Annotated in this window: 17 protein-coding genes; 9 read left to right on the top strand and 8 right to left on the bottom strand. The window is 59.7% G+C overall.

The annotated features are described in order from the left end of the window. Positions 1-7 precede the first annotated feature (7 nt). The 6 genes from KO1_RS00405 to KO1_RS00380 all read left to right on the top strand — a co-directional run bounded on the left by KO1_RS00405 (position 8) and on the right by KO1_RS00380 (position 10,829). A complete protein-coding gene (locus KO1_RS00405) occupies positions 8-3,601 on the top strand; it encodes a DUF4132 domain-containing protein (protein WP_064406800.1) in 3,594 nt (1,197 codons plus the stop codon). Positions 3,602-3,831: 230 nt separating this feature from the next. After that, the gene (locus KO1_RS00400; RefSeq protein WP_047720868.1) at positions 3,832-4,920 is read left to right on the top strand and encodes an ATP-binding protein; all 1,089 of its coding nucleotides are present in this window, start codon (positions 3,832-3,834) and stop codon (positions 4,918-4,920) included. 10 nt (positions 4,921-4,930) lie between these two features. Continuing rightward, positions 4,931-7,216, top strand: coding sequence for a DUF5682 family protein (locus KO1_RS00395; RefSeq protein ID WP_064406799.1), 2,286 nt, complete (start codon positions 4,931-4,933; stop codon positions 7,214-7,216). Continuing rightward, the gene (locus KO1_RS00390) at positions 7,216-8,352 is read left to right on the top strand and encodes a vWA domain-containing protein (protein WP_016809247.1); all 1,137 of its coding nucleotides are present in this window, start codon (positions 7,216-7,218) and stop codon (positions 8,350-8,352) included. Before KO1_RS00395 ends, KO1_RS00390 begins: the two co-directional genes overlap by 1 nt. Continuing rightward, positions 8,349-10,355, top strand: coding sequence for a YehQ family protein (locus KO1_RS00385; RefSeq protein ID WP_064406798.1), 2,007 nt, complete (start codon positions 8,349-8,351; stop codon positions 10,353-10,355). Before KO1_RS00390 ends, KO1_RS00385 begins: the two co-directional genes overlap by 4 nt. Positions 10,356-10,367: 12 nt before the next feature. Continuing rightward, a complete protein-coding gene (locus KO1_RS00380) occupies positions 10,368-10,829 on the top strand; it encodes a YehR family lipoprotein (protein ID WP_004103825.1) in 462 nt (153 codons plus the stop codon). Positions 10,830-10,953: 124 nt separating this feature from the next. On the opposite strand, the gene KO1_RS00375 is transcribed toward KO1_RS00380, so the two are convergent. The 3 genes from KO1_RS00375 to KO1_RS00365 are packed head-to-tail and all read right to left on the bottom strand — an operon-like array spanning position 10,954 to position 13,876. After that, positions 10,954-11,421 carry a YehS family protein gene (locus tag KO1_RS00375; protein WP_004103827.1) on the bottom strand — a complete coding sequence of 156 codons (468 nt, stop codon included), beginning with the start codon at positions 11,419-11,421 and terminating at the stop codon, positions 10,954-10,956. Between the two features lie 53 nt (positions 11,422-11,474). Continuing rightward, on the bottom strand, positions 11,475-12,194 hold the full coding sequence (gene btsR, locus KO1_RS00370) for a two-component system response regulator BtsR (RefSeq protein WP_004103829.1): 720 nt from the start codon (positions 12,192-12,194) through the stop codon (positions 11,475-11,477). Further along, positions 12,188-13,876, bottom strand: a complete 1,689-nt coding sequence (locus KO1_RS00365; RefSeq protein ID WP_004103831.1) for a sensor histidine kinase — start codon at positions 13,874-13,876, stop codon at positions 12,188-12,190. The genes btsR and KO1_RS00365 overlap by 7 nt, the downstream gene beginning before the upstream one ends. Before the next feature lie 210 nt (positions 13,877-14,086). On the opposite strand from KO1_RS00365, the gene KO1_RS00360 reads away from it, so the two are divergent. Together KO1_RS00360 and KO1_RS26700 are read left to right on the top strand one after the other, a co-directional pair. Continuing rightward, on the top strand, positions 14,087-14,845 hold the full coding sequence (locus KO1_RS00360) for a MerR family transcriptional regulator (protein WP_047720864.1): 759 nt from the start codon (positions 14,087-14,089) through the stop codon (positions 14,843-14,845). Between the two features lie 282 nt (positions 14,846-15,127). Next, complete coding sequence (locus KO1_RS26700; protein ID WP_004103838.1) at positions 15,128-15,241, top strand: protein YohO; 114 nt, start codon at positions 15,128-15,130, stop codon at positions 15,239-15,241. Here KO1_RS26700 and KO1_RS00355 read toward each other — a convergent pair. The 5 genes from KO1_RS00355 to bglX form a co-directional block, all read right to left on the bottom strand. Continuing rightward, positions 15,216-15,953 carry an ABC transporter permease gene (locus KO1_RS00355; protein WP_023321326.1) on the bottom strand — a complete coding sequence of 246 codons (738 nt, stop codon included), beginning with the start codon at positions 15,951-15,953 and terminating at the stop codon, positions 15,216-15,218. The two genes, KO1_RS26700 and KO1_RS00355, sit on opposite strands and share 26 nt — an antisense overlap. Further along, positions 15,937-16,884 (bottom strand): ABC transporter ATP-binding protein, encoded by a 948-nt coding sequence (locus tag KO1_RS00350; protein ID WP_023321327.1) that lies wholly within the window; start codon positions 16,882-16,884, stop codon positions 15,937-15,939. The genes KO1_RS00355 and KO1_RS00350 overlap by 17 nt, the downstream gene beginning before the upstream one ends. Continuing rightward, on the bottom strand, positions 16,877-18,034 hold the full coding sequence (locus KO1_RS00345) for an ABC transporter permease (protein WP_024274486.1): 1,158 nt from the start codon (positions 18,032-18,034) through the stop codon (positions 16,877-16,879). Before KO1_RS00345 ends, KO1_RS00350 begins: the two co-directional genes overlap by 8 nt. Before the next feature lie 7 nt (positions 18,035-18,041). Beyond that, positions 18,042-18,959 (bottom strand): glycine betaine ABC transporter substrate-binding protein OsmF, encoded by a 918-nt coding sequence (gene osmF, locus KO1_RS00340; RefSeq protein ID WP_004114076.1) that lies wholly within the window; start codon positions 18,957-18,959, stop codon positions 18,042-18,044. Positions 18,960-19,125: 166 nt separating this feature from the next. Further along, positions 19,126-21,423, bottom strand: a complete 2,298-nt coding sequence (gene bglX, locus KO1_RS00335; RefSeq protein ID WP_032728549.1) for a beta-glucosidase BglX — start codon at positions 21,421-21,423, stop codon at positions 19,126-19,128. Between the two features lie 194 nt (positions 21,424-21,617). On the opposite strand from bglX, the gene dld reads away from it, so the two are divergent. Next, positions 21,618-23,360, top strand: coding sequence for a D-lactate dehydrogenase (dld, locus tag KO1_RS00330; protein WP_032728550.1), 1,743 nt, complete (start codon positions 21,618-21,620; stop codon positions 23,358-23,360). Positions 23,361-23,369: the final 9 nt, after the last annotated feature.

The following is a 23,369-nucleotide window of genomic DNA, read 5'->3' as shown; positions in this document are numbered from 1 at the left end:
AACGTTTATGCACAACGCACTAACCCCACCCTGGCTGGCGGATGACGCGCAGCTGGAGCTGACCATTAAAAAAGGCAAGACGCCGTTAAGCCACCGCCGCTGGCCGGGCGAGCCGGTGCCGCTGGTTAAAGTGGAACGACTTCAACGGCTGGCGAACGATATTGCCTCCCGCAGTCAGCCCCTCGCCTGGGAAGCTGAACAATGTACTGCTGAGTGGCAACAGGCGATTGCGCAGGCGATGCGCTGCGTGGGCGAGGCCAGCGCGGCAATGCCCGCCCGCGCGCTGGCGGTGCTGACTCGTCTGGCTGAAGAGGATAGCCCGGCGCTTTTGGATGAAATCGTCCAGCTGCACGGCGTCGAGTACGCGACCGAGGTGGTGATTGCCCGGCAGAATATCGCGGCGGGCCATAGTAAATACCCGCCGCGCAAATGGGTGTTCAGTCATCCGCAGAAAGAGAACGTTTACGGCCTCCACTCTGAAACCTATAGCGAGTTCGATCTACGTCTGCGCAAACATCTGTCGCTGGCGGAAGAGGTCGTCTGGCAACGCTGCGCCGAAAAGCTCATTGCCGGCCTGGTCGAAACGCCGTTTTATCGCCAGCCGTTTATCGCCCTGCTGCTGCCGGAAAGGCCGGATATCGCCAATCAAATAGCCGGACGTTGCATTGACAACTCCTGGCGGTCGTCAAAAGAGTGGCTTAAAGCCGTCGCCACCGACCCCGCCGTGCTGGCGAAGCTTGAGGAAACCTGGTCGAGTGATATTTTTACCGATCGCCAGGACAGCGATGGCTATTTTGCAAACCGCTACGGCTATGCCGCTTGCGCCGCGCTTTTGCGTGAACAGGGGCTGGCGGCAGTCGCCAGGCTGGCGATTTACGCGCATAAAGACGACTGCGGTAGCCTGCTGGCGCAAATCAACCATCCGCAGGTTATTCGCCTGCTGCTGCTGGTGGCGGATAAAAACAAGCCCAGCCAGCTGCGCGTGGCAAAATATGCCAGACAATTTCCCGCCTCGACGCTGGCGGCGCTGGCAGAGCTGCTGGCGCTACCGGAGCCGCCCGCGCGTCCGGGCTATCCGCATATTGAAGCGAAAAAGCTCCCGCAGCAGCAGAAAAAACGCGCAGAGGGCTGGCGAATGCTGCTCCGGACGCTGCTGAATACGCATCCGCCGCTGGTCGAACAGGTTAGTCCCTGGCTAAGCGCGCAGGCGCGGGAACTTCTGGCGACGTTCCGACAGGCGCTGCCCGCAGGCGTCACGGTGACCGTCGATAACCCCGGCCTGCCGGAAATTCTGCTCTCGCCGCCGTGGCGCAGTAAAAAGAAAAAAGCCGCCGCGCCGCGTTTTGCGCTATCGCCGCTGAAGCTTGCGCCGCAGGAGTACTGGCAGCCTGGAGAGCGGGAGGCGCTGGCCGCCGGCAAACCGGCCTGCTTCTTTAACGACCTGCCGCTGCATGAGCGCATTAGCCGCAAAGGTGAGGTGGTATTAGAGGAGCTGGGCTTTCAGGATATGGATTATCTTTTTCATCAATATACTTTGAATGGACAGCAAGGGCATTTAGGGTCGCCGTGGCACAGCGCATACAGGACTAAAACAGGCTGGGATAAAGCCGCTATCAGAGCGCTGCACAGCGGTGATAACGAAGCGCTTCTCAAAGCCTGGCGAGACTATCTCGAAGAAAGCTATCACCCCAACGAGTGCTGGAATCTTTATCTGCTTATGCAGCTCCCCCGCAAGCAGGCGGTAACCCTCTGGCAGCGCATTAATGAAGAAAATTTCAAATTTGTCGGCGCTGAATACCTGTTGAGCATCCTCGGGACTGACGCCCTGCCCGGCCTGCTGCTGGCGCTCCGGCATCGGCCAAAAGTGATCTTTCCGCTGCTGATGCATCTCGGCGCAACGGAGCTGGCGCTGCCGGTGGCCCGCGTCTGGCGGCGCTTTCAGGCGCAGAGCCATCTCGCCCGCCAGTGGCTACTGCAATGGCCGGAACACGCCGCCGCCGCGTTAATTCCGCTGGCGTTCGATAAAGCAGGCGATAGCCGCGAAGCGGCCATTAACGCCCTGCGTCTGCTGTATCAGGAAGGCCATCACGCGCAGCTGCAAACGGTGGCGCAACGCTGGCACGAACCGAGGCTATGGCCAGCGCTGGAGCAGTTGCTGACGCAAGATCCGCTGGATAATTATCCGGCCCGCACGCCGAAAGCGCCGGATTTCTGGCAGCCCGCGCTCTGGCGCAGGCCGCGGCTTCTCAGCAACGACCAGCCGCTGACCGACGATGCGCTGGAAATTCTCGGCGATATGCTGCGCTTCGCCCAGGGCGGCCACTTTTACTGCGGGCTGGATTTAGTCAAAGCCGCCTGTCAGCCTCAATCGCTGGCCGCTTTCGCCTGGGATCTCTTCAAAGCCTGGCAGAATGCCGGTGCGCCCGGCAAAGAAAACTGGGCTTTTCAGACGCTGGGGATCTTTGGCGATGAGAGTACGGTGCGTGATTTAACCCAACTTATTCTCGCCTGGCCGCAGGAAGGGAAATCTGCCCGCGCCGCCAGCGGCCTGCATCTTCTGACCCGCATCGGCAGCGATATGTCGCTGCTGCAGCTGGACCATATTTCGCAACGGGCAAAATCCCGCCCGCTGCGCGACAGCGCGGAACGTTGTCTGCAAGAGATTGCCGAAGCGCGCGATTTGAGCGAAGAGCAGCTGCAGGATCGGCTTACGCCGACGCTGGGGCTGGATAATCCCGGTGCGCTGACCTTTGATTTCGGTACCCGCAGCTTTAGCGTGCGCTTTGATGAAAATCTGCAGCCGGTAATTTATGACCAGCAGGGAGCGCGGCAAAAGAGCCTCCCGCGCCTGCGCGCCGAAGATGACCAGACAAAAGCCGCGGAAGCGCTGCTCCGGCTGAAAGGATTGAAAAAAGATGCCGCTCGCGTGGCGAAACGCCTGCTACCGCATCTGGAAAATGCCCTGCGGCTGGCGCGGCGCTGGACGCGCGCGGAGTTTCAGTCGCTGTTCGTCGACCACCCGCTGACCCACAATGTGACCCGCCGCCTGGTATGGGGAGTATACGCCGCTAATGAGCCTCGTCGCCTGCTCGCCGCTTTTCGCATCGCGGCCGAGGGAGAGTTCTGCGACGGCCAGGATGAGCCCATCACGCTGCCGGAAGATGCACTATTCGGCATCGTTCATCCGCTGGAAATGGACGACCTGACGCGGGCGGCGTTTGAACAACTCTTTGCCGATTACCAGCTATTGCCGCCGTTCCGTCAGCTGACCCGCCATACTCTCCTGCTGCTGCCGGAAGAAACTTCAGTCAGCAAGCTAACGCGCTGGCAGGGAAGGTCGACGACCTGCGGGCAGCTGCTGGGCATCCGCGGCCGGGGCTGGTGGCAAGGTAGCGAAAGCTATTTCTGTTACGATGTTGCTCAGCATCGGCTGATACTGGAAATCACGCCGGGATTTGTTCACTACAGCATAGACGCTAAAGCTCCTCAGCAGTTTGGCGCGATAACGCTCTATTACGGCGAACAACCCGTTGCGTTTTCCCGGCTCGATCCTCAGGATCTCAGCGAAGCGCTAAGCACAATAGAGATTATTTCCCGCTAGTGCGACAAACGAGGTGAGTCAATTAGCAACAATATTCGACTCACCGCATGAGTCGAATATTGGCTTTTTAGCCCCACGAACCTAATGTGCCTTTTTAACTACAAGATACGCAGGAAGATGTTGCGTTAAATATAATCCGATATATCAAGCTCAGAAATAAAGCACCTCACGCAATCTGCTGCGCATAAATAAGGTCTAACGATTACCGCTGTCTCTTTAAGGAAGAAACGATGATACAACAGGAAAAACATCTTCAGCGCCCCTCAGCCGCCGTGCTCTACGCCGATGAACTCGCGCGGCTGCAACAGAATGACCCTTTCCCCTGCCCGCCCGGCTGGCAGTTAAGCCTGCCTGCGGCGCGCGCGTTTATCCTCGGCGATAGCGCTCGCGACATCAGCCGTAAAGTGGTTATCAGCCCCGCCGCCGTCGAGCGGATGCTGGTCACGCTGGCGACCGGACGCGGCCTGATGTTGGTCGGTGAGCCGGGCACGGCAAAATCGCTGCTCTCAGAGCTGCTGGCCACCGCCGTCTGCGGCGATGCCGGGCTCACCATTCAGGGCGGCGCGTCGATTACCGAAGATCAAATCAAGTACGCCTGGAACTATGCGCTGTTGATCAACCAGGGACCCTCGACCCAGGCGCTGGTGCCCGCCCCGCTGTATCAAGGCATGCGCGACGGGAAAATCGTCCGCTTCGAAGAGATAACCCGCACGCCGCTGGAGGTTCAGGACTGCCTGCTGGGGATGCTTTCCGACCGGGTAATGGCGATCCCGGAGCTAAGCGGTGAGGATAGCCTGCTCTATGCCCGCGCCGGGTTTAATATCATTGCGACCGCCAATACCCGCGATCGCGGGGTCAACGAAATGAGCGCGGCGCTTAAACGTCGCTTCGACTTCGAAACCGTCTTTCCAATCATGGATTTTCAGCAGGAGCTGGAGCTGGTGGCTAACGCGTCGGCACGCCTGCTGGCGCATAGCGGCATTCCGCATAAAGTGCCCGATGCCGTACTGGAACTGCTGGTCCAGACCTTCCGCGATCTGCGCGCCGAGGGCGGAAAGAAAACCTCAATGGATACTCTCAACGCAATTATGTCCACCGCCGAAGCGGTTAACGTCGCCCATGCCGTCGGCGTGCGTGCCTGGTTTCTGGCCGCTCGCGCCGGAGAGCCCGCCGACCTGGTAGACTGCATCGCCGGTACAATTGTCAAAGATAACGAGGACGACCGCGCCCGCCTGCGCCGCTATTTTGAGCAGCGCGTCGGTACGCATAAAGAAGCCCACTGGCAGGCCTATTATCAGGCCCGCCACCGCCTGCCGTGAGGGAACACGCATGCCAGAGCAGCCGTTAATTATCGGCGTTCGACACCACAGCCCGGCCTGCGCCAGGCTGGTAAAAGAACGCATCGAACAAACGCGTCCGCGCTACGTTCTGATTGAAGGGCCGGTGGACTTTAATCAGCGCCTGGATGAGCTGTTTTTACCCCATCAATTGCCCATCGCCATCTACAGCTACTGCCAGTCTCAGGAGGGCGGCGCGGCGGGACGCGGTGCCTGGACGCCGTTTGCCGAATTCTCCCCCGAGTGGCAGGCGCTGCTGAGCGCCCGGGCGACGGGCGCGCATATTCGCTTTATCGATTTACCGGTCTGGGCGCAAAGAGAGGATGACAGCGATGCCTCTGACGCTCGCCGCGCCGATGACCAGCAGCGCCTGTTAGCCGCCAGCGGAATGGAGAATACCGACGCGCTGTGGGACCATCTGTTCGAAGATGAAACCCAGCGAGCCGGACTGGAGCAGGCGCTGGAAACATACTTTATCCAGCTGCGCGGCGATAGCAGCGGCGGGGAAAACAGCCGGCAGCGGGAAGCCTGGATGGCCCGCTGGGTGGCATGGGCCATGCAGCAAAATGACGGCCCGGTCGTGGTGGTCTGCGGCGGCTGGCACGCCCCGGCGCTGGCAGCCCTGTGGCGGAATTGCCGGGCGCCAGCGCAGGAACCTGAATCCCCGCCGCCACCGACGCCCGACGCCGTCACCGGCTGCTACCTCACCCCCTATAGCGAAAAACGGCTGGACGTTCTGGCGGGCTATCTTTCCGGGATGCCGGCGCCGGTCTGGCAAAATTGGTGCTGGCAGTTGGGCCTGCGTCAGGCCGGGGAACGGCTGCTGAAAACTATCCTTGCCCGCCTGCGCCAGCATCGCCTTCCCGCCTCAACGGCCGATTTCGCTGCCGCCCACCTGCGCGCAATGGCGCTGGCGCAGATACGCGGCCATACCCAGCCGCTGCGCTGCGACTGGCTTGACGCGCTGGCGGGCTCGTTAATCAAAGAAGCGCTCAATGCCCCGCTACCGTGGAGCTATCGCGGCGTGATTCATCCGCAAACCGATCCGATTCTGCTGACCATCGTGGATGCGCTGGCGGGAGCCGGTTTCGGCAAGCTCGCTCAGGGAACGCCGCTGCCGCCGCTGCCGCAGGACGTCGATCGCGAGCTGGCGCGCGTCGGGATCGCCGTACCGGCAAACCTGAACATCAATCGCTATACGCCCGAGGGATTAGCAAAAAGTCAGGTCTTACACCGGTTGGCCATCCTCGACATTCCCGGTTTCCAGCAGCAAACGGGCAGCGCGGTGACGCTTTCCGGCGATGGCGAAGAGCGCTGGCGACTGTTTCCAACCCTGGAGCAGCACGCGGTCCTGATCGAGGCCTCCCGCTACGGCGCTTCCCTGGCGGAGGCCGCGCGCCAGCGGCTGGAAGCGGCTATTCTGGCCTGCGGGGGGATCAAAAGCCTGGCCGCCAGCCTGAATCAGGCCGCGCTGGCGGGGCTCTCTACCTTCAGCCAGCAGATGCTGGAACAGCTGGCGCAGCTGATTGCCGAAGAGAGCCAGTTTGCCGAAATGGGGCCAGCGCTGGAGGTGCTTTACGCCCTCTGGCAGCAAGATGAGAGCAGCGGTATGCAAAACGCCGCGGTGCTGGAAATCACGCTTTGCGCGGCGCTTGACCGGACGCTGTGGCTTTGCGAATCCAGCGGCGTTGCCGAAGAGCAGCAGTTTCACGCCCATCTGCATAGCTGGCGCACCCTGTGCCACATCCTGCGCGATCTCCACAGCGGCAGCGTTTTACCGGGAGTTTCGCTCAGCGCCGCCCTGGCGCTGCTTGAACGGCGAATTCACGCCGCAGATGCCGCACCGCTCGACCGCGGCGCGGCGCTCGGCGCGCTGATTCGTCTTGAGCATCCCACGGCAACCGCTGAAGCAGCGCTGACCCTGCTGACGCAGCTCTCTCCGCAGCGTCTGGGAGAAGCGGTCCACGGTATGCTGGCGCTGGCGCGCCATCAGCTCGCCTGTCAGCCCGCTTTTATCGCGGGATTCAGCGCGCTGCTCGCCCGGCTGGCGGACGATGAGTTTATTCTCGCGCTGCCGGATCTGCGGGCGGCGATGGCGTGGCTGCCGCCTCGGGAACGCGGCGAGCTGGCCCGCCAGGTGCTCGATCACTATCACATGTCCATGCTACCGACCTCTGCGCTACAGGCGCCGGTTGCCTGCTCGCCGGAGCAGTTACTCTATCATCAGCAGCTGGAACAGCAGGCGCTGGCCGCGCTACGCCATTGGGGAGTACGCTAATGAACAGGTTATCCGATATTCTGGCAACCCAGGAGCTCCAGCGCTGGCGGCTGATTCTGGGCGAGGCCGCCGAAAACAGCCTCGGCGGCCTCGATGAGCATGCCCGTCAGGTAGACCATGCGCTGGAGTGGCTCTACGGCCGCGATCCGGAGCGACTACGGCGAGGCGAGCGCCAGGGTGGACTGGAGGATTCCAGCCTGACGACGCCGGAATGGATCAACGCTATCCACTCGCTTTTTCCGCAGCCGGTTATCGAGCGGCTGGAGAGCGATGCGGTACTGCGCTACGGCATCGATGAGGTGGTGACCAATCTGGAAGTGCTTGAACGTATCGAGCCTTCCGAAAGCCTGCTGCGAGCGGTACTGCATACTAAACATCTGATGAATCCAGACGTGCTGAACGCCGCCCGCAAGCTGGTGCGCCAGGTGGTAGAGCAAATTATGGCCCGGCTGGCGACAGAGGTGCGCCAGGCTTTTTCCGGCGCGCGCGATCGGCGCCGCCCCTCGCGTATCCCGCTGGCGCGCAACTTCGACTTCAAGAATACCCTGCGCGCCAACCTCAAGCACTGGGACCCGCAGCGCAGCAAGCTGTACATTGAATCGCCTAAGTTTATCAGCCGTATTAAACGCCACAGCGAAAAATGGCAGCTGATTTTGCTGGTCGATCAGAGCGGTTCGATGGTGGATTCCGTTATCCATTCGGCGGTTATGGCGGCCTGCTTATGGCAGCTGCCCGGCATTCGTACGCACCTCGTGGCGTTTGATACCAGCGTGGTGGATCTCACGGACGACGTTGCCGACCCGGTAGAGCTGCTGATGAAAGTTCAGCTCGGCGGCGGGACCAATATCGCCCAGGCCGTTGAATATGCGCGACAGCTGATTGAACAACCGCAAAAAAGCGTCATCGTGCTGGTGAGCGACTTTTTCGAAGGCGGGGCGAACTCGCTACTGATTAATCAGGTCAAGCTGAGCGTGCAAAGCGGCGCTAAAGTCCTCGGGCTGGCGGCGTTAGACAGTTCGGCATCCCCCTGTTATGACCACGATATGGCCCAGGCGCTGGTTAACGTCGGGGCGCAAATCGCCGCCATGACGCCCGGCGAGCTGGCCTCCTGGCTGGCGGAGAATTTACAATCATGATGCCTTTACGCCCCGAATTACTGGAACTCACCCCGCAGGCGCTCATGGCGCTAAGCAACGCCGGATTCGTAAAACGCAGCCAGAAAGAGCTGGATAACGGCAATATCCCCGAGCTTGCGCAGGATGAAGACGGCACCCTGACCGCCGTATTTCACGACGGCACCCGCACCCGGCTGGCAAAAGGCCAGGCGCTCAAAGAATCCAGCTGTACCTGCGGCGCCAGCGGCATGTGTCGTCATCGCGTGATGCTGATCCTCAGCTACCAGCGCGCCAATACCGGTGATGAGCATCCCGAAGGGGAACCGGAGAGCGGCGAACGCTGGCATCCGGGACTGTGGCAAGCGGAACTGGCCGCTCTCCCCGAGTCCGTTCTGAAGCGGGCGCAGCAGCTGGCGGATAAAGGCGTCGCGGTGGAGCTATTCTGCCGACCTAACGAAACGCCTTCGGCAAAGCTGCCGATGAGCGATGTGCGTTTTTATTCCCGCAGCAGCATCCGTTTTGCCCGCTGCGACTGCGTCGACGGCTCGCTGTGCGAACACGTGGCGCTGGCGGTTCAGGCTTTTACCGATGCCGAAGCCCAGCAGCCTGGCTTTACGCACCTGGTCTGGCAAACGCGCAGCCGCAAGGCCGCCGCCCGCGGAGGGCCTTTTGATACCCCTGACGGCGAGGCCTGTCGACAAAGCCTCCGCCAGCTCAGCCAACTGCTGTGGCAAAGCGGCGTCAGCCAGCCGCCTATTGGCTTCGAGGCTGCGTTCACCCGGGCGCAGCGCGCGGCGCAGACGGTAAACTGGCGCTGGGTCGTCGGCGCGCTTGCTCAGCTTCGTGAAGGCGTCGAGGCCCTTCAGCAGCGCGCCAGCCATTACCATCCTGAACAGCTTCTCAGCCAGTTGGCAGGACTTAACGCCCGCCTTGAGAGCGCCGACAGAATGGCGCAGCTTGCCGATGCCGACCAGACGCCGCCCCTGCCGTGGCGCACCGTGGTGGGCCAGGGTATCGCCGGTGAAGCGCTGCTCGATCATTTGCGACTTATCTCCCTGGGAATGCGCAGCTGGCAGGATAATCACCGCTACGGTTTACGCATCTGGTTTAGCGACCCGGATACCGGCAGCATTATGCATCTGTCGCGCAGCTGGCCGCTGGCGGAACGGGCGCAAATCCCGCTGTGGCAGCGCCGCCTGTTTAGCTTCCAGGCCGGCGCGCTGGCGGGCGGGCAGATAATTACTCAATCAGCGAGCCGCAATGCCAGCGGCGAACTGCTGCTGAGCGCGCGCCACCGCCTGAGCAGCAACGTTCCGCTCAGTGAAGAGGCCTGGCTTTTGCTCAGCGCGCCGCTGCGCCAGCCGGGGGTTGCGGCGCTGCGTGAGTATCTGCGCCAGCGCCCTCCGGCGTGGGTGCGTCCGCTTAATCAGGTGGATAATCTGTTTATTTTGCCGGTGGATGCCTGTCTTGCCGTCGGATGGGACGCCGCCCGGCAAACGCTGGATGCGCAGGTTCTCAGCGGCGAAGGGCAAGACAACGTTTTGCAGCTGTCCCTTCCCGCCGCCGCCAGCGCGCCCTATGCCGTTGAGCGAATGGCGGCGCTGCTCAGCCAGGCGGACGATCCGGTAGTGATGGTGTCCGGGATGGTCACCTTTAGCCGCGGGCAGCTTAGCCTGGAACCGCTGGTAATGATGACCCGCACCCGCGGCTGGGCGCTGAACGCGGAACCGCTTCCCGTTGGGCCGCTGCCTGCCGGCGATATCCTGCCGCCGCGGTCGCTGGCCCTGACGCTGTTGCAGCGCACCCGGGCGCTGCTGATCCAGATTATGCGCAACGGCCTGCGCTATCAGCAAAAGGGCCTTTTTCGCGAAGCGATGACGCTGAGCGACGATTTAACCAACGGCGGATTTAATCATCTCGCGCGCCTGCTCCGCCAGTTGGCCGAGCGCGAAACGGCGACTTCCGAGGATACGCTCAGCGCTATCGCCCAACTCTGTATACAATTAGAGATGATGATTGATTAACAAGGAATGATAATGAAATTTAACCGCAGGATTACCGCCGCTCTGGGCGCAACGTTAATGATGGCCGCGCTCGTCGGCTGCGATAACAACAAAGATGAGGTCAAGACGTTTCACAACACGATGAACGGCGTAGACCTGACCTATACCTATCACTACAAAGACGATGTCGTTACCCGCCAGGACGCGGAGAATACTATTCCCTATACATCACTCGGGGTGAGTAACGAAGAGCAGGCGCGCAAGATCATCGATCCTATCGGCGTGGCCTACAGCAAAATCAAAGGCGTCACCCACAGCGTCGACTATAAAGAGAGCGCCGCGCAGGAACACCTCTCCATCGACTTTAATCAGGCTAAAATCAGCGAGCTGTGTCAATTACCCGGGGCCAGCTTTACCGACTGTTCGCAAAAGTTTATTTCGCTGAGCGAGTCGGAAAAAATGTTGAAATCACAGGGTTTTAAAGAAGTGAAATAACCCAGACTGGCGCGGAGAACTCCCGGCTTACGCTACGCTTAGCCGGGCTACCCCGGTCAAGCTACAGGGCCGTACATTCGGGGAGCCCGGCTCTGGCGTTAACGCCGCAAGCCGGGGAGGCATATCAGGATTTCGCGTGTTCGCGCTCGGTCAGCCCGCGCAGGAAGTAGCGCAGAAACTGGTCGCCGCATTCGCGGAAGTTTTTATGCTCCGGGGCGCGCATCATGGCGGTGATTTCCGGCATCGAGACGCGGAATTTCTGCTGGGTGAGGATAGCGAGAATGTCATCCGTCTTCAGGGAAAAGGCTATACGCAGTTTTTTCAGCACGATATTATTATTCACCCGGCGTTCGACCGCCAGCGGCGGCGCCGACGCATCTTTACCGCGTTTGTCGTAAATCAGGCCGTTGAGAAAATTCGACAGCACGACATCCGGGCAGCGCACAAACCCCTCTTCGTCTTCTTTTTTCAGCCAGGGTACCAACTGTTCGGCGCTGACCGGCGCATCCGCTAGCGCAAAAATACGTACCAGGCCGCTGTTATTGGTTTTCAGGGTGTAGCGCAGGCTACGAAGAATATCGTTACTGATCATATTGCCTTCATGATGAAAAATTCTGCCGCACAGTTTATCACGATTCCGCCGTTTTACAGACCAATCGCCTCTTTCAGGCTTTTCAGATAACGGCGGCTCACCGGCACCGTTTGCCCGGCTCGCATCAGCAGCTCCGCCTGGCCGTTTTCCTCAAAGCGGATCTCCTTGAGATGGGACATGTTAACCAGGTACTGGCGATGGCAGCGCAGCAGCGGCGTTCGGCTCTCAAGGGTGCGTAAGGTGAGCTCGGTAAAACCCTCCTTTCCTTCGCGGTCGGTCACGTAAATCCCGCTCATCCGGCTGCTGACGAAGGCCACGTCTTCCATCTGCAGTAGCCAGATGCGGCTGTGGCCGGTGCAGGGAATATACTTTAGCGCCTGCTGGGTATCGTCGAGGGCGGTCATATCCTGCAGGCTGCGCTCCTGGCGCAGTCGAGCCAGCGTTTTTTCCAGCCTGGCGGACTCTATTGGCTTCAGCAAATAATCAAACGCGTGCTCTTCAAAGGCTTTCACCGCGTACTCGTCAAATGCGGTGAGAAAGACGATATAGGGCCGATGCTCCGGGTCAAGCATGCCAACCATCTCAAGACCGCTGATACGCGGCATCTGGATATCCAGAAATAGCACGTCCGGGTGCAGCTTGTGTACCGCGCCAATCGCCTCTACGGCATTTCCGCATTCGCCCACAATCTCGATATCCGGCTGGGTCTCCAGCAAAATACGCAGGTTTTCACGCGCCAGCGGCTCGTCGTCGACAATTAATACTTTTAACATGCGTTTTCCTCCAGAGGCAGTCTCAGCGTGACGCGGGTAAAACATTCCGGCTCGCAGGTGACGGTGATCCCGCAATCGGCGCCGAAGCGCGCCCGCAGACGGCGATCAACCAGATTCATGCCCAGTCCGCTGGCGCTGGGTTTGTCCTGATATAACCCGGCGTTATCTTCAATATCCAGCTGCAGCCAGCGCTGGTACTGGCTGGCGCGAATGGTGATTTCCCCCACCCCAAGGTGCTGCGAAGTCCCGTGCTTAATGGCGTTTTCGACTATCGGCTGTAGGGTAAAAGCCGGCAGTTGATGCTGGGCCAGCGCTTCCGGCACCAGCATGTGGATCTGTAGGTTGGCCTGAAAGCGCGCTTTCTCAATCTGCAAATAGGCGTTTACATGTTCGATCTCATCCGCCAGGGTCACGATCTCCGCTGGCCGTTTCAGGTTTTTGCGGAAAAAGGTCGACAGATACTGCACCAGTTGCCCCGCCTGGTCGCTATCGCGGCGAATCACCGCTTTCAGGGTATTCAGCGCGTTGAACAGGAAGTGCGGGTTCACCTGGGCGTGCAGCAGCTTGATTTCCGACTGCGTTAGCAACGCCTTTTGCCGCTCATACTGTCCGGCCAGGATCTGCGCGGATAATAGCTGGGCAATCCCCTCCCCCAGCGTGCGGTTGATGGAGCTGAACAGGCGGTTTTTCGCTTCATAAAGTTTTATCGTGCCAATCACCCGCTGATTCTCGCCGCGCAGCGGAATAACCAGCGTGGAGCCCAGCTTACAGTTAGGATGAATCGAGCAGCGGTAGGGCACCTCGTTACCGTCGGCATAGACCACCTCGCCGGTATCGATCGCCTTTTGGGTATAGAGCGAAGAAATAGGCTTACCGGGCAGATGGTGATCGTCGCCGATCCCGGTAAACGCCAGCAGCTTGTCGCGATCGGTGATCGCGACCGCGCCGATATCCAGCTCCTGGATCAGTACCTGCGCGACCTTCATGCTGTTCTCTTCGTTAAACCCCTGGCGCAGGATCCCCTCCGTCGACGCCGCCACCTTCAGCGCGGTGGCCGAGAAAGCCGAGGTATATTTTTCAAACATCGCCCGCTTATCCAACAGGATACGCATAAACAGCGCCGCCCCGACGGTATTAGTCACCATCATGGGGGCAGCGATGCTTTGTACCAGATGCAGGGCATCTTCGAACGGGCGAGCGATCAGCAAAATGATCAACATCTGCACCATTTCAGCAAAAAAGGTAATCGCGCCGGCCGTGAGCGGGCTGAAGACTTTATCCGGTCGCCCGCGTTTAACCAGAATGCTGTGCACCAGCCCGCCGAGCAGTCCTTCAACGATGGTGGAAACCATACAGCTCAGCGCGGTCATGCCGCCCAGCGAGTAGCGATGAAGGCCGCCGGTCAGTCCCACCAGGCCGCCGACCACCGGTCCGCCCAGCAGGCCGCCCATCACCGCGCCGATGGCTCGCGTATTGGCGATCGAATCTTCGATATGCAGGCCAAAGTAGGTGCCGAGGATGCAGAAAATAGAGAAGGTCACGTAGCACAAGAGCTTATGCGGTAAACGGACGGTGACCTGCATTAACGGGATGAACAGACGCGTTTTGCTCATCAGCCACGCAATGACCAAAAACACGCACATCTGCTGAAGCAGCAGCAACACCAGATCAAACTCGTACATACCCGCAGACCACACTTCATTTGAAAGCGCGTAACATACACTGCTTGCTTATAACTTTCTTTGAAGCAATACATGAAAATGATAATTCATGTTCAGGATCACACTTCTTAGCGCCTCGACGATCCGTTTTTGTACAAAAAACAGACAAAACTCCCCGCTTCGGCAAACAGCTTCTACAGTTAATAGAGGAGAACACAGCGGGAGGAGAAAATGGCGCTTTATACAATTGGCGAAGTTGCCCAGCTTTGCGATATCAATCCCGTGACGTTACGCGCCTGGCAGCGGCGCTACGGATTACTGAAACCTCAGCGTACCGACGGCGGCCACCGCCTGTTTAATGAATATGAGATAGACCGTATTCGCGAAATCAAACGCTGGATTGACTCCGGCGTGCAGGTCGGGAAAGTGAAAACGCTGCTGATGGATAATGAGCAGGAGAGGGTCGACGGCTGGTGCGATCGGCAGGAGATGCTGCTCGGCTATCTGCAAAACGGAAGTTATCATCGCCTGCGGATGTGGCTGAAGGAGCGTAACCACACCGACTCTGCGCAAACCCTGGTGAAGCACCTGGTTAACCCCTTACGCCAGCGCCTGCTCAGCCCGCAGCCAACGTTGCTGGCAATGCGGGGCATCCTGGACGGCATTCTGATTAATCATATCGCCCGATGCCTGTCCTCGACGGCAAAATATCCCGGCGACCATGCGCTGATTATGGGCTGGAATGTGAACGATATCACCCGGCTATGGCTGGAGGGCTGGATAGCCAGCGAACATGGCTGGCGGGTGGATATTCTCGCCCATTCGCTGAACCAGATCCGACCGGAGCTTTTCCCCGACAGTACGCTAATGGTCTGGTGCGGAGAGACGCCCTGTAGCGCCCAGGTGAATCAAATGCGTCAATGGGAGCAGCAGGGCCAGATTATCTGGCTGAATCACGCCACCGCAACGTCTCCCGGAGGCGGCGCCTGAGGCGCCTGTCCGGGCTACGGGTTACCGGCAATCTGTGGCCCGGTAGCCCGGCTAAGCGCAGCGCAAGCCGGGAAGAAGCCGCAGCAATACTACATCACGGCACATTCCCCGGGTTGCGGCGTAAACGCCTTACCCGGGCTACGGGTTATCGGCAATCTGTGGCCCGGTAGCCCGGCTAAGCGCAGCGCAAGCCGGGGGGCTGTCGTAGCTAAACCGCAATTAATGTTTCATTAACACCTGCGCTTCACCGTATAATCCTTGCGTTAACATCAGGAGCCTATTATGAAGCCAGCGAAAATTGCGGTTATTACTCTGTTCTTATTTATGGCCATCAGCGGCATCGGCGGCGTGATGCTGGCTGGCTATTCATTTATTGTTCGCGGCGGTGTCGGCTGATTAGCCGGGTCAGCCGTTCAAAGCCGCGATCGACGATAATCGCTGCCAGCGCCACCAGCAGCGCCCCCTGAATGACATAAGCGGTATTAAATCCGCTCAGGCCGATAACAATCGGCGTGCCGAGCGTATTCGCGCCGACGGTTGACGCAATGGTCGCCGTCCCCATATTCACGATGGTCGAGGTACGAATGCCGGCGAGCATCACCGGCGCCGCCAGCGGCAGCTCCACCTTTATCAATCTCTGCCAGCCGGTCATTCCCATCCCCTGAGCGATAGACAATACGCCGGACGGTACCGCCCCCAATCCCGCCAGCGTACCCTGCAAAACCGGCAATATGCCGTACAGCGCCAGCGCGATCAGCGCGGGCTGCCAGCCGAATCCCATCACCGGAACCGCAATCGCCAGCACCGCAACCGGTGGAAACGTCTGTCCCATCGCGGCGATCGTCTCTACCAGGGGGCGAAACTCATGACCGGAAGGCCGGGTGACCGCAATCCCTGCCCCGACGCCCACCACCGTAGCCGCGAGGCTGGAGAGTGCCACCAGCCAACAGTGCGCCAGGGTCAGCGAAATAAAACTCTCCTGCTGATAAACCGGGCGCGGCAGCTCGGGAAACAGCGCGCTGAATAGCGGCGCGCTGTAGGGCAACGCCAGCAGCAGCGCGACAAACATTGCGATCAGCCACAGCAGCGGATCACGTAGCACCTTCACGCCGGGCCTCCTCGCGCAGCAGGTCGGCAAAATGCAACGTCCCGCAGGACTCTCCCCGCTCATCCACTACCGGCAATACCTCGCAGCGATGAGCAATAAACTGCGATAGCGCCTCGCGCAGGGTCATCGCCACGTTTAACGCATCTCCCGCCAGGCGCTCATCGCGGCGCAGATAATCACTCACGCCGCGCAGCGACAGCAGGCGCACGCCCAGTTCGCTGCGGCCAAAGAAGGTCTGCACAAAGGTATTTTTTGGCTCCAGCAGCATCTGCAGCGGCTCGCCCTGCTGCACTACTTCGCCGCCGTCCATCAACACCAGATGATCCGCCAGCCGCAGCGCCTCATCGATATCGTGGGTCACCAGCACAATCGTGCGTCCCAGCAGGCGATGAATGCGGATCATCTCCTGTTGCAGAGCTTCCCGCGTCACCGGATCGAGCGCGCCAAAAGGTTCGTCCATGAGCAACACCTGCGGATTCGCCGCCAGCGCGCGCGCCACGCCGACGCGCTGCTGCTGGCCGCCGGAAAGCTGATGGGGATAACGTTCGCGCAGCACCGGCTCGAGCCCCAGCAAGGCCATCAATTCATCAACCCGCGCCTGCGTTTTTTGCCGCGACCACTTTTGCAGCTGCGGAACGGTGGCAATGTTTTGCGCCACCGTCCAGTGGGGAAACAGGCCGATGGACTGGATGGCGTAGCCCATTCTGCGGCGCAGTTCGAGCACCGGCTGCTGGCGGATATCCTGCCCGGCGAAACGGATCGTCCCGCTATCATGCTCCACCAGGCGATTGATCATCTTCAGCGTGGTCGATTTCCCCGAACCTGAGGTGCCAATCAGCACCGAAAATGCCCCCTCGCGCAGATGCAGATTGAGGTTTTTCACCGCAGGCTGTCCGGCAAAGGCTTTATTGACGCCGTCGAACTCAATCACGGACCTCTCCTTTGAGTAATGCGCCCCACAGCGCGAATAGCGCATCCACCACCACCGCCAGCGCGATGGTCGGGATCACCCCAAGCAGCACCAGATCCAGCGCGCTGCTGAGTAGGCCCTGGAAAACCAGCGCGCCAAAGCCGCCTGCGCCAATCAGCGCTGCGACGACCGCCATACCGACGGTTTGTACGCTAACCACCCGCAGGCTGCGCAACAATACGGGCAATGCCAGCGGCAACTGTACCTGACGAAACCGCTGTCCGCCGCTCATCCCCATCGCCACCGCGCTCTCCAGCGCTTCACGCGGAACCTGCTGCAGGCCGACCGTCACCCCGCGTACCAGCGGCAACAGCGCATAAAGCACCAGCGCAATCAGCGCAGGCGTAATGCCGGTTCCGGAAACGCCGAGCTGGGCAAGCGAAGGAAACTGGCGCGCCAGCCCCGCCAGCGGCGCAATAAGCAGGCCGAACAGCGCCACGGAGGGAACGGTCTGAATCACATTGAGAACCGCAAAAACCGGCGATTGCCAGCGTGGGAAGCGCCAGAGCCAAACGCCAATGGGCAGCCCAATCAGCAGCCCCGGCAGCAGGGTACCGAGCAGCAGAGTCACATGCTGCGACAGCGCATCGTCAAACACTTCCCGGCGATTGAAATACTCTTTCAGCAGAGAGAGTTCATCGAGGCTCCCCAGTCCCAGCAGCAGCGCGGGCAGCAGCCAGATTTGCGCATTGAGCAACCAGCGCCACAGGGCACGGGAAGTCAGACGGCGAACGGCATCGCTGGCGATAAGCAGACAGAGCGCCAGCGCCAGCCACAGGCCGCTGCCCGGCGAGGTACGGGCCAGCGACGAACCGTTCTGCGCCAGCTGCCCCGCCGCCCCGCCGGCCCCCCAAAGCAGCGCAGGCAGCATCAGATCCGCCAGCAGGAAGATGACCAGCAGCGGGAAGCGCCCCGGCCGCCAGCACAGCAGCGCGATTAACAGCGCCGCCCCCGCCTGCACGCCCGCCAGCCATGGCCAGACCTGCCATAGCCAACGGCCCTCGCCGGATAACAGCCGGTTAGGCGCATAATTGATAAACGGCAGCGCCATCGCCAGCAGCAGTAATAATGCCAGCAGCAGCGCAACGCGGTTACAGCAACGAATCGTCACGCGAACTCTACTTCAGCAGCCCTTTTTGTTGCAGATAGTCGGCGGCGACTTTCTTCGCATCCAGGCCCTCTACCGCAATACTGGCGTTCAGCTTTTGCAGGGTCTTTTCATCCAGGCTGGCAAAGACCGGCTGTAGCCAGTCGGCTATCTGCGGGTATTCTTTCAGCACCGCTTCACGCACGACCGGGGCCGGGGCGTAAATTGGCTGCACGCCCTTCGGGTCGCTCAGGGTTTGCAGGCCCAGCGCGGCGACCGGGCCATCGGTGCCGTAGGCCATCGCCGCATTTACGCCGGAGGTCTGCTGCGCCGCCGCTTTAATGGTGACCGCCGTATCGCCGCCCGCCAGCGACAGCAGCTGGTTCTGTTTGAGCGTAAAGTCGTAGGCTTTTTCAAATGCCGGCAGCGCGTCCGGCCGTTCAATAAATTCCGCCGAAGCGGCCAGCTTAAAGTCACCGCCCTTTTGCAGATAGCCGGCAAGGTCGCTTAACGAGGCGAGGTTATTTTTTTCCGCCAGATCCTGACGAACGGCGATGGTCCAGGTATTGTTGGCCGGAGCCGGGGTAAGCCACACGAGCTTATTCTTTTCCGCGTCCAGCTTTTTGACTTTCTCGTAGCCCTGCTGCGCGTTTTTCCACGCCGGGTCGTTCTCCGCTTTAAAGAAGAAGGCGCCGTTACCGGTATATTCCGGATAGATATCCAGTTCACCGGCGGTTATCGCTCCGCGCACCACCGGCGTGGTGCCGAGCTGGATTTTATTGACGGTTTTCACTCCGTGGCTTTCCAGCACCTGCAAAATAATATTGCCGAGCAGCGCCCCTTCGGTATCGATTTTTGAGCCGACTTTAACCGGCTCCGCCGCCTGCAGCGGCAGACTTATCAGGGCCGCCAGCGCCAGCGTGCCGGACCACATACTTGCCTTTATCATTCTCGCGTCCCTCTTTAATTTGCGCTCCATTAACAGGAGCTTAAGCAAAAAGCGTAGTTCATTTGGGGCGGAGCGGAAAAAGAAAAGGCCGATAAATCGGCCTTTGGGATAAGGAATGCGTGTTCCCGTGCGGCGGCCACAGCCTTACCCGGGCGACAAAGCGCAATTACAGCAGTTCGAACTCGCCCTGCTTCACGCGGGCGGAATCGACGCCGATAAAGACGTTGAATTTGCCCGGCTCGGCGTCGTACTTCATCTGCTGGTTCCAGAACTTCAGCGCCTCAATGTCAATCGGGAAGCTGACGGTTTGCGTCTCACCCGGCTTGAGGGTCACCTTCTTAAAGCCGCGCAGCATTTTCACCGGCCGGCTCAGGGAAGCGGTGACGTCCTGCAGATAAAGCTGAATCACCGTCGCCCCTTCACGCTTGCCGGTATTGGTCACCTGCACGCTGGCGGTTACGCTGCCGTCGCGCTGCAAGGTCGGCGCCGACATTTTCACATCGGAAACGCTAAAGGTGGTATAGCTCAGGCCGTAGCCAAAGGGATAGAGCGGGCCGTTGGCCTCGTCAAAGTAGCGCGAGGTGTACTTGTTCGGCTTATCTGCATTGTACGGGCGACCGGTATTGAGATGGCTGTAGTAGGTTGGGATCTGTCCGACCGAACGCGGGAAGGACATCGGCAGTTTGCCCGACGGGTTGTAGTCGCCGAACAGCACGTCGGCAATGGCGTTGCCGCCTTCGGTACCGGCGAACCAGGTTTCGAGTATCGCATCGGCCTGCTGATCCTCTTTCACCAGCGCCAGCGGACGGCCGTTCATCAGCACCAGCACCAGCGGTTTACCGGTCGCTTTCAGCGCGCTAATGAGGGCGCGCTGGCTCTGCGGCAGGGTGATGTCGGTGCGGCTGGAGGCTTCATGCGCCATACCCTGCGCTTCACCCGCCACGGCAACCACCACGTCGGACTGCTTCGCCGCCGCCACCGCTTCATCAATCATCTCCTGCGGCGAGCGTGGATCAACCTGCACCGCTTTCTCGTACAGATTAAGGAAGTCGACGATACCTTTATCATCAGTGACGTTGGCGCCTTTGGCATAGATGATTTTGCCCTGATCGCCCAGCGCCTTTTGCATTCCGGCCAGCACGGTGACCGACTGATCGGCCACGCCCGCCGCTGACCAGCTGCCCATCATGTCGCGCTTGCTGTCGGCCAGCGCGCCGATTACCGCGATAGTGCCCGATTTTTTCAGCGGCAGCGTGTCGAGACGGTTTTTCAGCAACACCAGGCTTTCGCGCGCCACTTCACGCGCTTCTTTACGATGCAGACGGCTTTCGGCGTTGGTATCCTGCGGATCGGAATCTTTCGGCCCCAGGTGGCTATAGGGATCGTTAAACAGCCCCATATCGTATTTGACGTTCAGCACGTGGCGGGTCGCGTCATCAAGCTCCGCCATCGTCACCTTGCCGGACTTCACCAGCCCGGGCAGATACTTACTGTAGTATTCATCGCTCATGCTCATGTTGATGCCTGACTTCAGCGCCACGCGCACCGCGTCTTCCGGGTCCGCGGCCACGCCGTGTTTGATCAACTCCTTTATGGCCCCATGGTCGGACACGGTGATGCCTTTGAAGCCCCACTGGTCGCGCAGCACGTCCTTCAGCAGCCAGGAATCCGAGGTTGCCGGAGTACCGTTAAGCGAGTTGAGCGCGACCATTACCGCGCCGCTGCCTGCGTCCAGCCCCGCTTTATACGGCGGCATATAGTCGTTAAACAGGCGCTGCGGGCTCATATCGACGGTGTTGTACTCTTTGCCGCCTTCGACCGCGCCGTAGGCGGCAAAGTGCTTAACGCTGGTCATCACCGAGTAGCGGTCCGCCGGGCTTTTGCCCTGCATGGATTTCACCATCTCTTCCCCCATGATGGTGGTGAGATAAGTGTCTTCGCCAAAGCCTTCCGAGGCGCGGCCCCAGCGCGGGTCGCGGGAGACGTCGACCATCGGCGCCCAGGTCATGTTCAGGCCATCGTCGGCCGCCTCATAAGCTGAAATCCGCCCGACGGTATTCACCGCATCGAGGTTGAAAGAGGAAGCCAGGCCAAGAGATATCGGAAATACCGTGCGCTGGCCGTGCAGCACGTCAAAAGCGAAAAACAGCGGAATTTTCAGGCGGCTGAGCGCCATCACCTGATCCTGCATAGCGCGGATATCATTGCGGGTCACGGTGTTAAAAATCGCCCCTACCTGCCCCTCTTTTATCATTTCGCGGATGGCTTCTTTCGGGTTATCCGGACCGACGCTAATCAAGCGCAGCTGACCGATTTTTTCGTCCACCGTCATTTTCGTCAGCAGTTCGGTCACAAACGCATCCCGCGCCTGCGGCGTTAAGGGATGATTGCCGAACAATTCATCCGCCAGCGCGGGTTGCAGCGCCAGGCTCACAGCGACGCCTACAGTACAAAGCCATTTCATTTTTATCCCTCATTGTTCCAGTCGGCCAGATCGGCGAAAAGATAGCAAAAATCGAAGTCTGCCATAAACATAAACGAGACGCCTGAAGAAAGCGCGCGTTGTTCTCTGATTTTTCGAAACATTGATGCATCAAATTGTCATACAAAGGGCTATTCTTATTTTTGATAATTTTGTACCGCCACAAGGAGTGGAACATGTCATCTGCAACAACTCATAACAACGCTTTTCTGGCTGAACTCGCTCGCCTGGTTGGCACCTCCCATCTGTTGACCGACCCGGCCAAAACCCAGCGCTATCGCAAAGGCTTCCGCTCCGGCCAGGGAGAAGCGCTGGCGGTGGTCTTTCCCGGCACGCTGCTGGAGCTGTGGCGCGTGCTGAACGCCTGCGTCAACGCCGATAAAATCATTCTGATGCAGGCGGCAAATACCGGCCTGACCGAAGGATCAACGCCGAACGGCAATGATTACGATCGCGACATCGTCATTATCAGCACCCTGCGCCTGGATAAACTGCACCTGCTGGATAAAGGCGAACAGGTACTGGCTTATCCCGGCACAACGCTCTATTCGCTGGAAAAAGCGCTGAAGCCGCTGGGTCGCGAACCGCACTCCGTCATTGGCTCATCCTGCATCGGGGCATCGGTGGTCGGCGGGATCTGCAACAACTCCGGCGGCTCGCTGGTACAGCGCGGCCCGGCGTATACCGAAATGTCGCTGTACGCGCAAATTGATGAAAACGGCAAGCTGACGCTGGTGAACCACCTCGGCATCGACCTCGGCACCACGCCGGAGCAGATCCTCAGCCGCCTCGACGACGAGCGGGTTAAAGATGAAGATGTCCGCCACGATGGCCGCCACGCTCACGATCATGATTACGTCACCCGCGTGCGCGACGTGAATGCCGATACCCCGGCACGCTACAACGCCGACCCGGACCGTCTGTTTGAATCCTCGGGTTGCGCCGGCAAGCTGGCGGTGTTCGCCGTGCGCCTCGATACTTTCCCGGCGGAAAAACGCCAGCAGGTGTTCTACATCGGCACCAACCAGCCGGAAGTGCTGACCGAAATTCGCCGCCATATTCTCGCCGAATTCAGCCATCTGCCGGTTGCGGGCGAGTACATGCACCGCGATATTTACGACATCGCCGAGCAGTACGGGAAAGATACCTTCCTGATGATCGACAAGCTCGGCACCGATAAAATGCCGTTCTTCTTTACCATGAAGGGCCGCACCGACGCGATGCTGGAGAAAGTCTCTCTGTTTAAGCCGCACTTCACCGACCGCTTTATGCAGAAGCTGGGTCACGTCTTCCCGGCGCACCTGCCGGAGCGAATGAAAACCTGGCGCGATAAATATGAACACCATCTGCTGCTGAAAATGGCGGGCGATGGCATCGAAGAAGCCCAGGCATGGCTTGGAGAGTATTTCCAGAATGCCGAAGGGGATTTCTTCGTCTGCACCGCGGAAGAAGGCAGCAAAGCCTTCCTGCACCGCTTTGCCGCTGCGGGTGCGGCGATCCGCTATCAGGCGGTTCACGCCGATGAGGTGGAAGATATTCTGGCGCTGGATATCGCCCTGCGCCGTAACGATACCGAATGGTTTGAGCATCTTCCCGCTGATATTGACAGCCAACTGGTGCATAAGCTCTATTACGGTCACTTTATGTGTCACGTTTTCCATCAGGATTACATCGTGAAAAAAGGCGTCGATGCCCACGAACTGAAGGAGAAAATGCTGGTGCTGCTGAAGGAGCGCGGCGCTCAGTATCCCGCCGAGCATAACGTCGGCCATCTCTATGAGGCGCCGGAAAGCTTAAAACGTTTCTATCGTGAGAACGATCCAACCAACAGTATGAACCCGGGGATCGGCAAAACCAGCAAGCAAAAATACTGGGGAGAAACGCCGGATAACGCGGCAAGCACTACCGACCCGCAATAATCCCCACGA

The organism is Klebsiella oxytoca NBRC 105695 (assembly GCF_001598695.1).
Taxonomy (GTDB): domain Bacteria; phylum Pseudomonadota; class Gammaproteobacteria; order Enterobacterales; family Enterobacteriaceae; genus Klebsiella; species Klebsiella oxytoca.
This window is presented reverse-complemented; position numbering and strand designations above follow the sequence as displayed.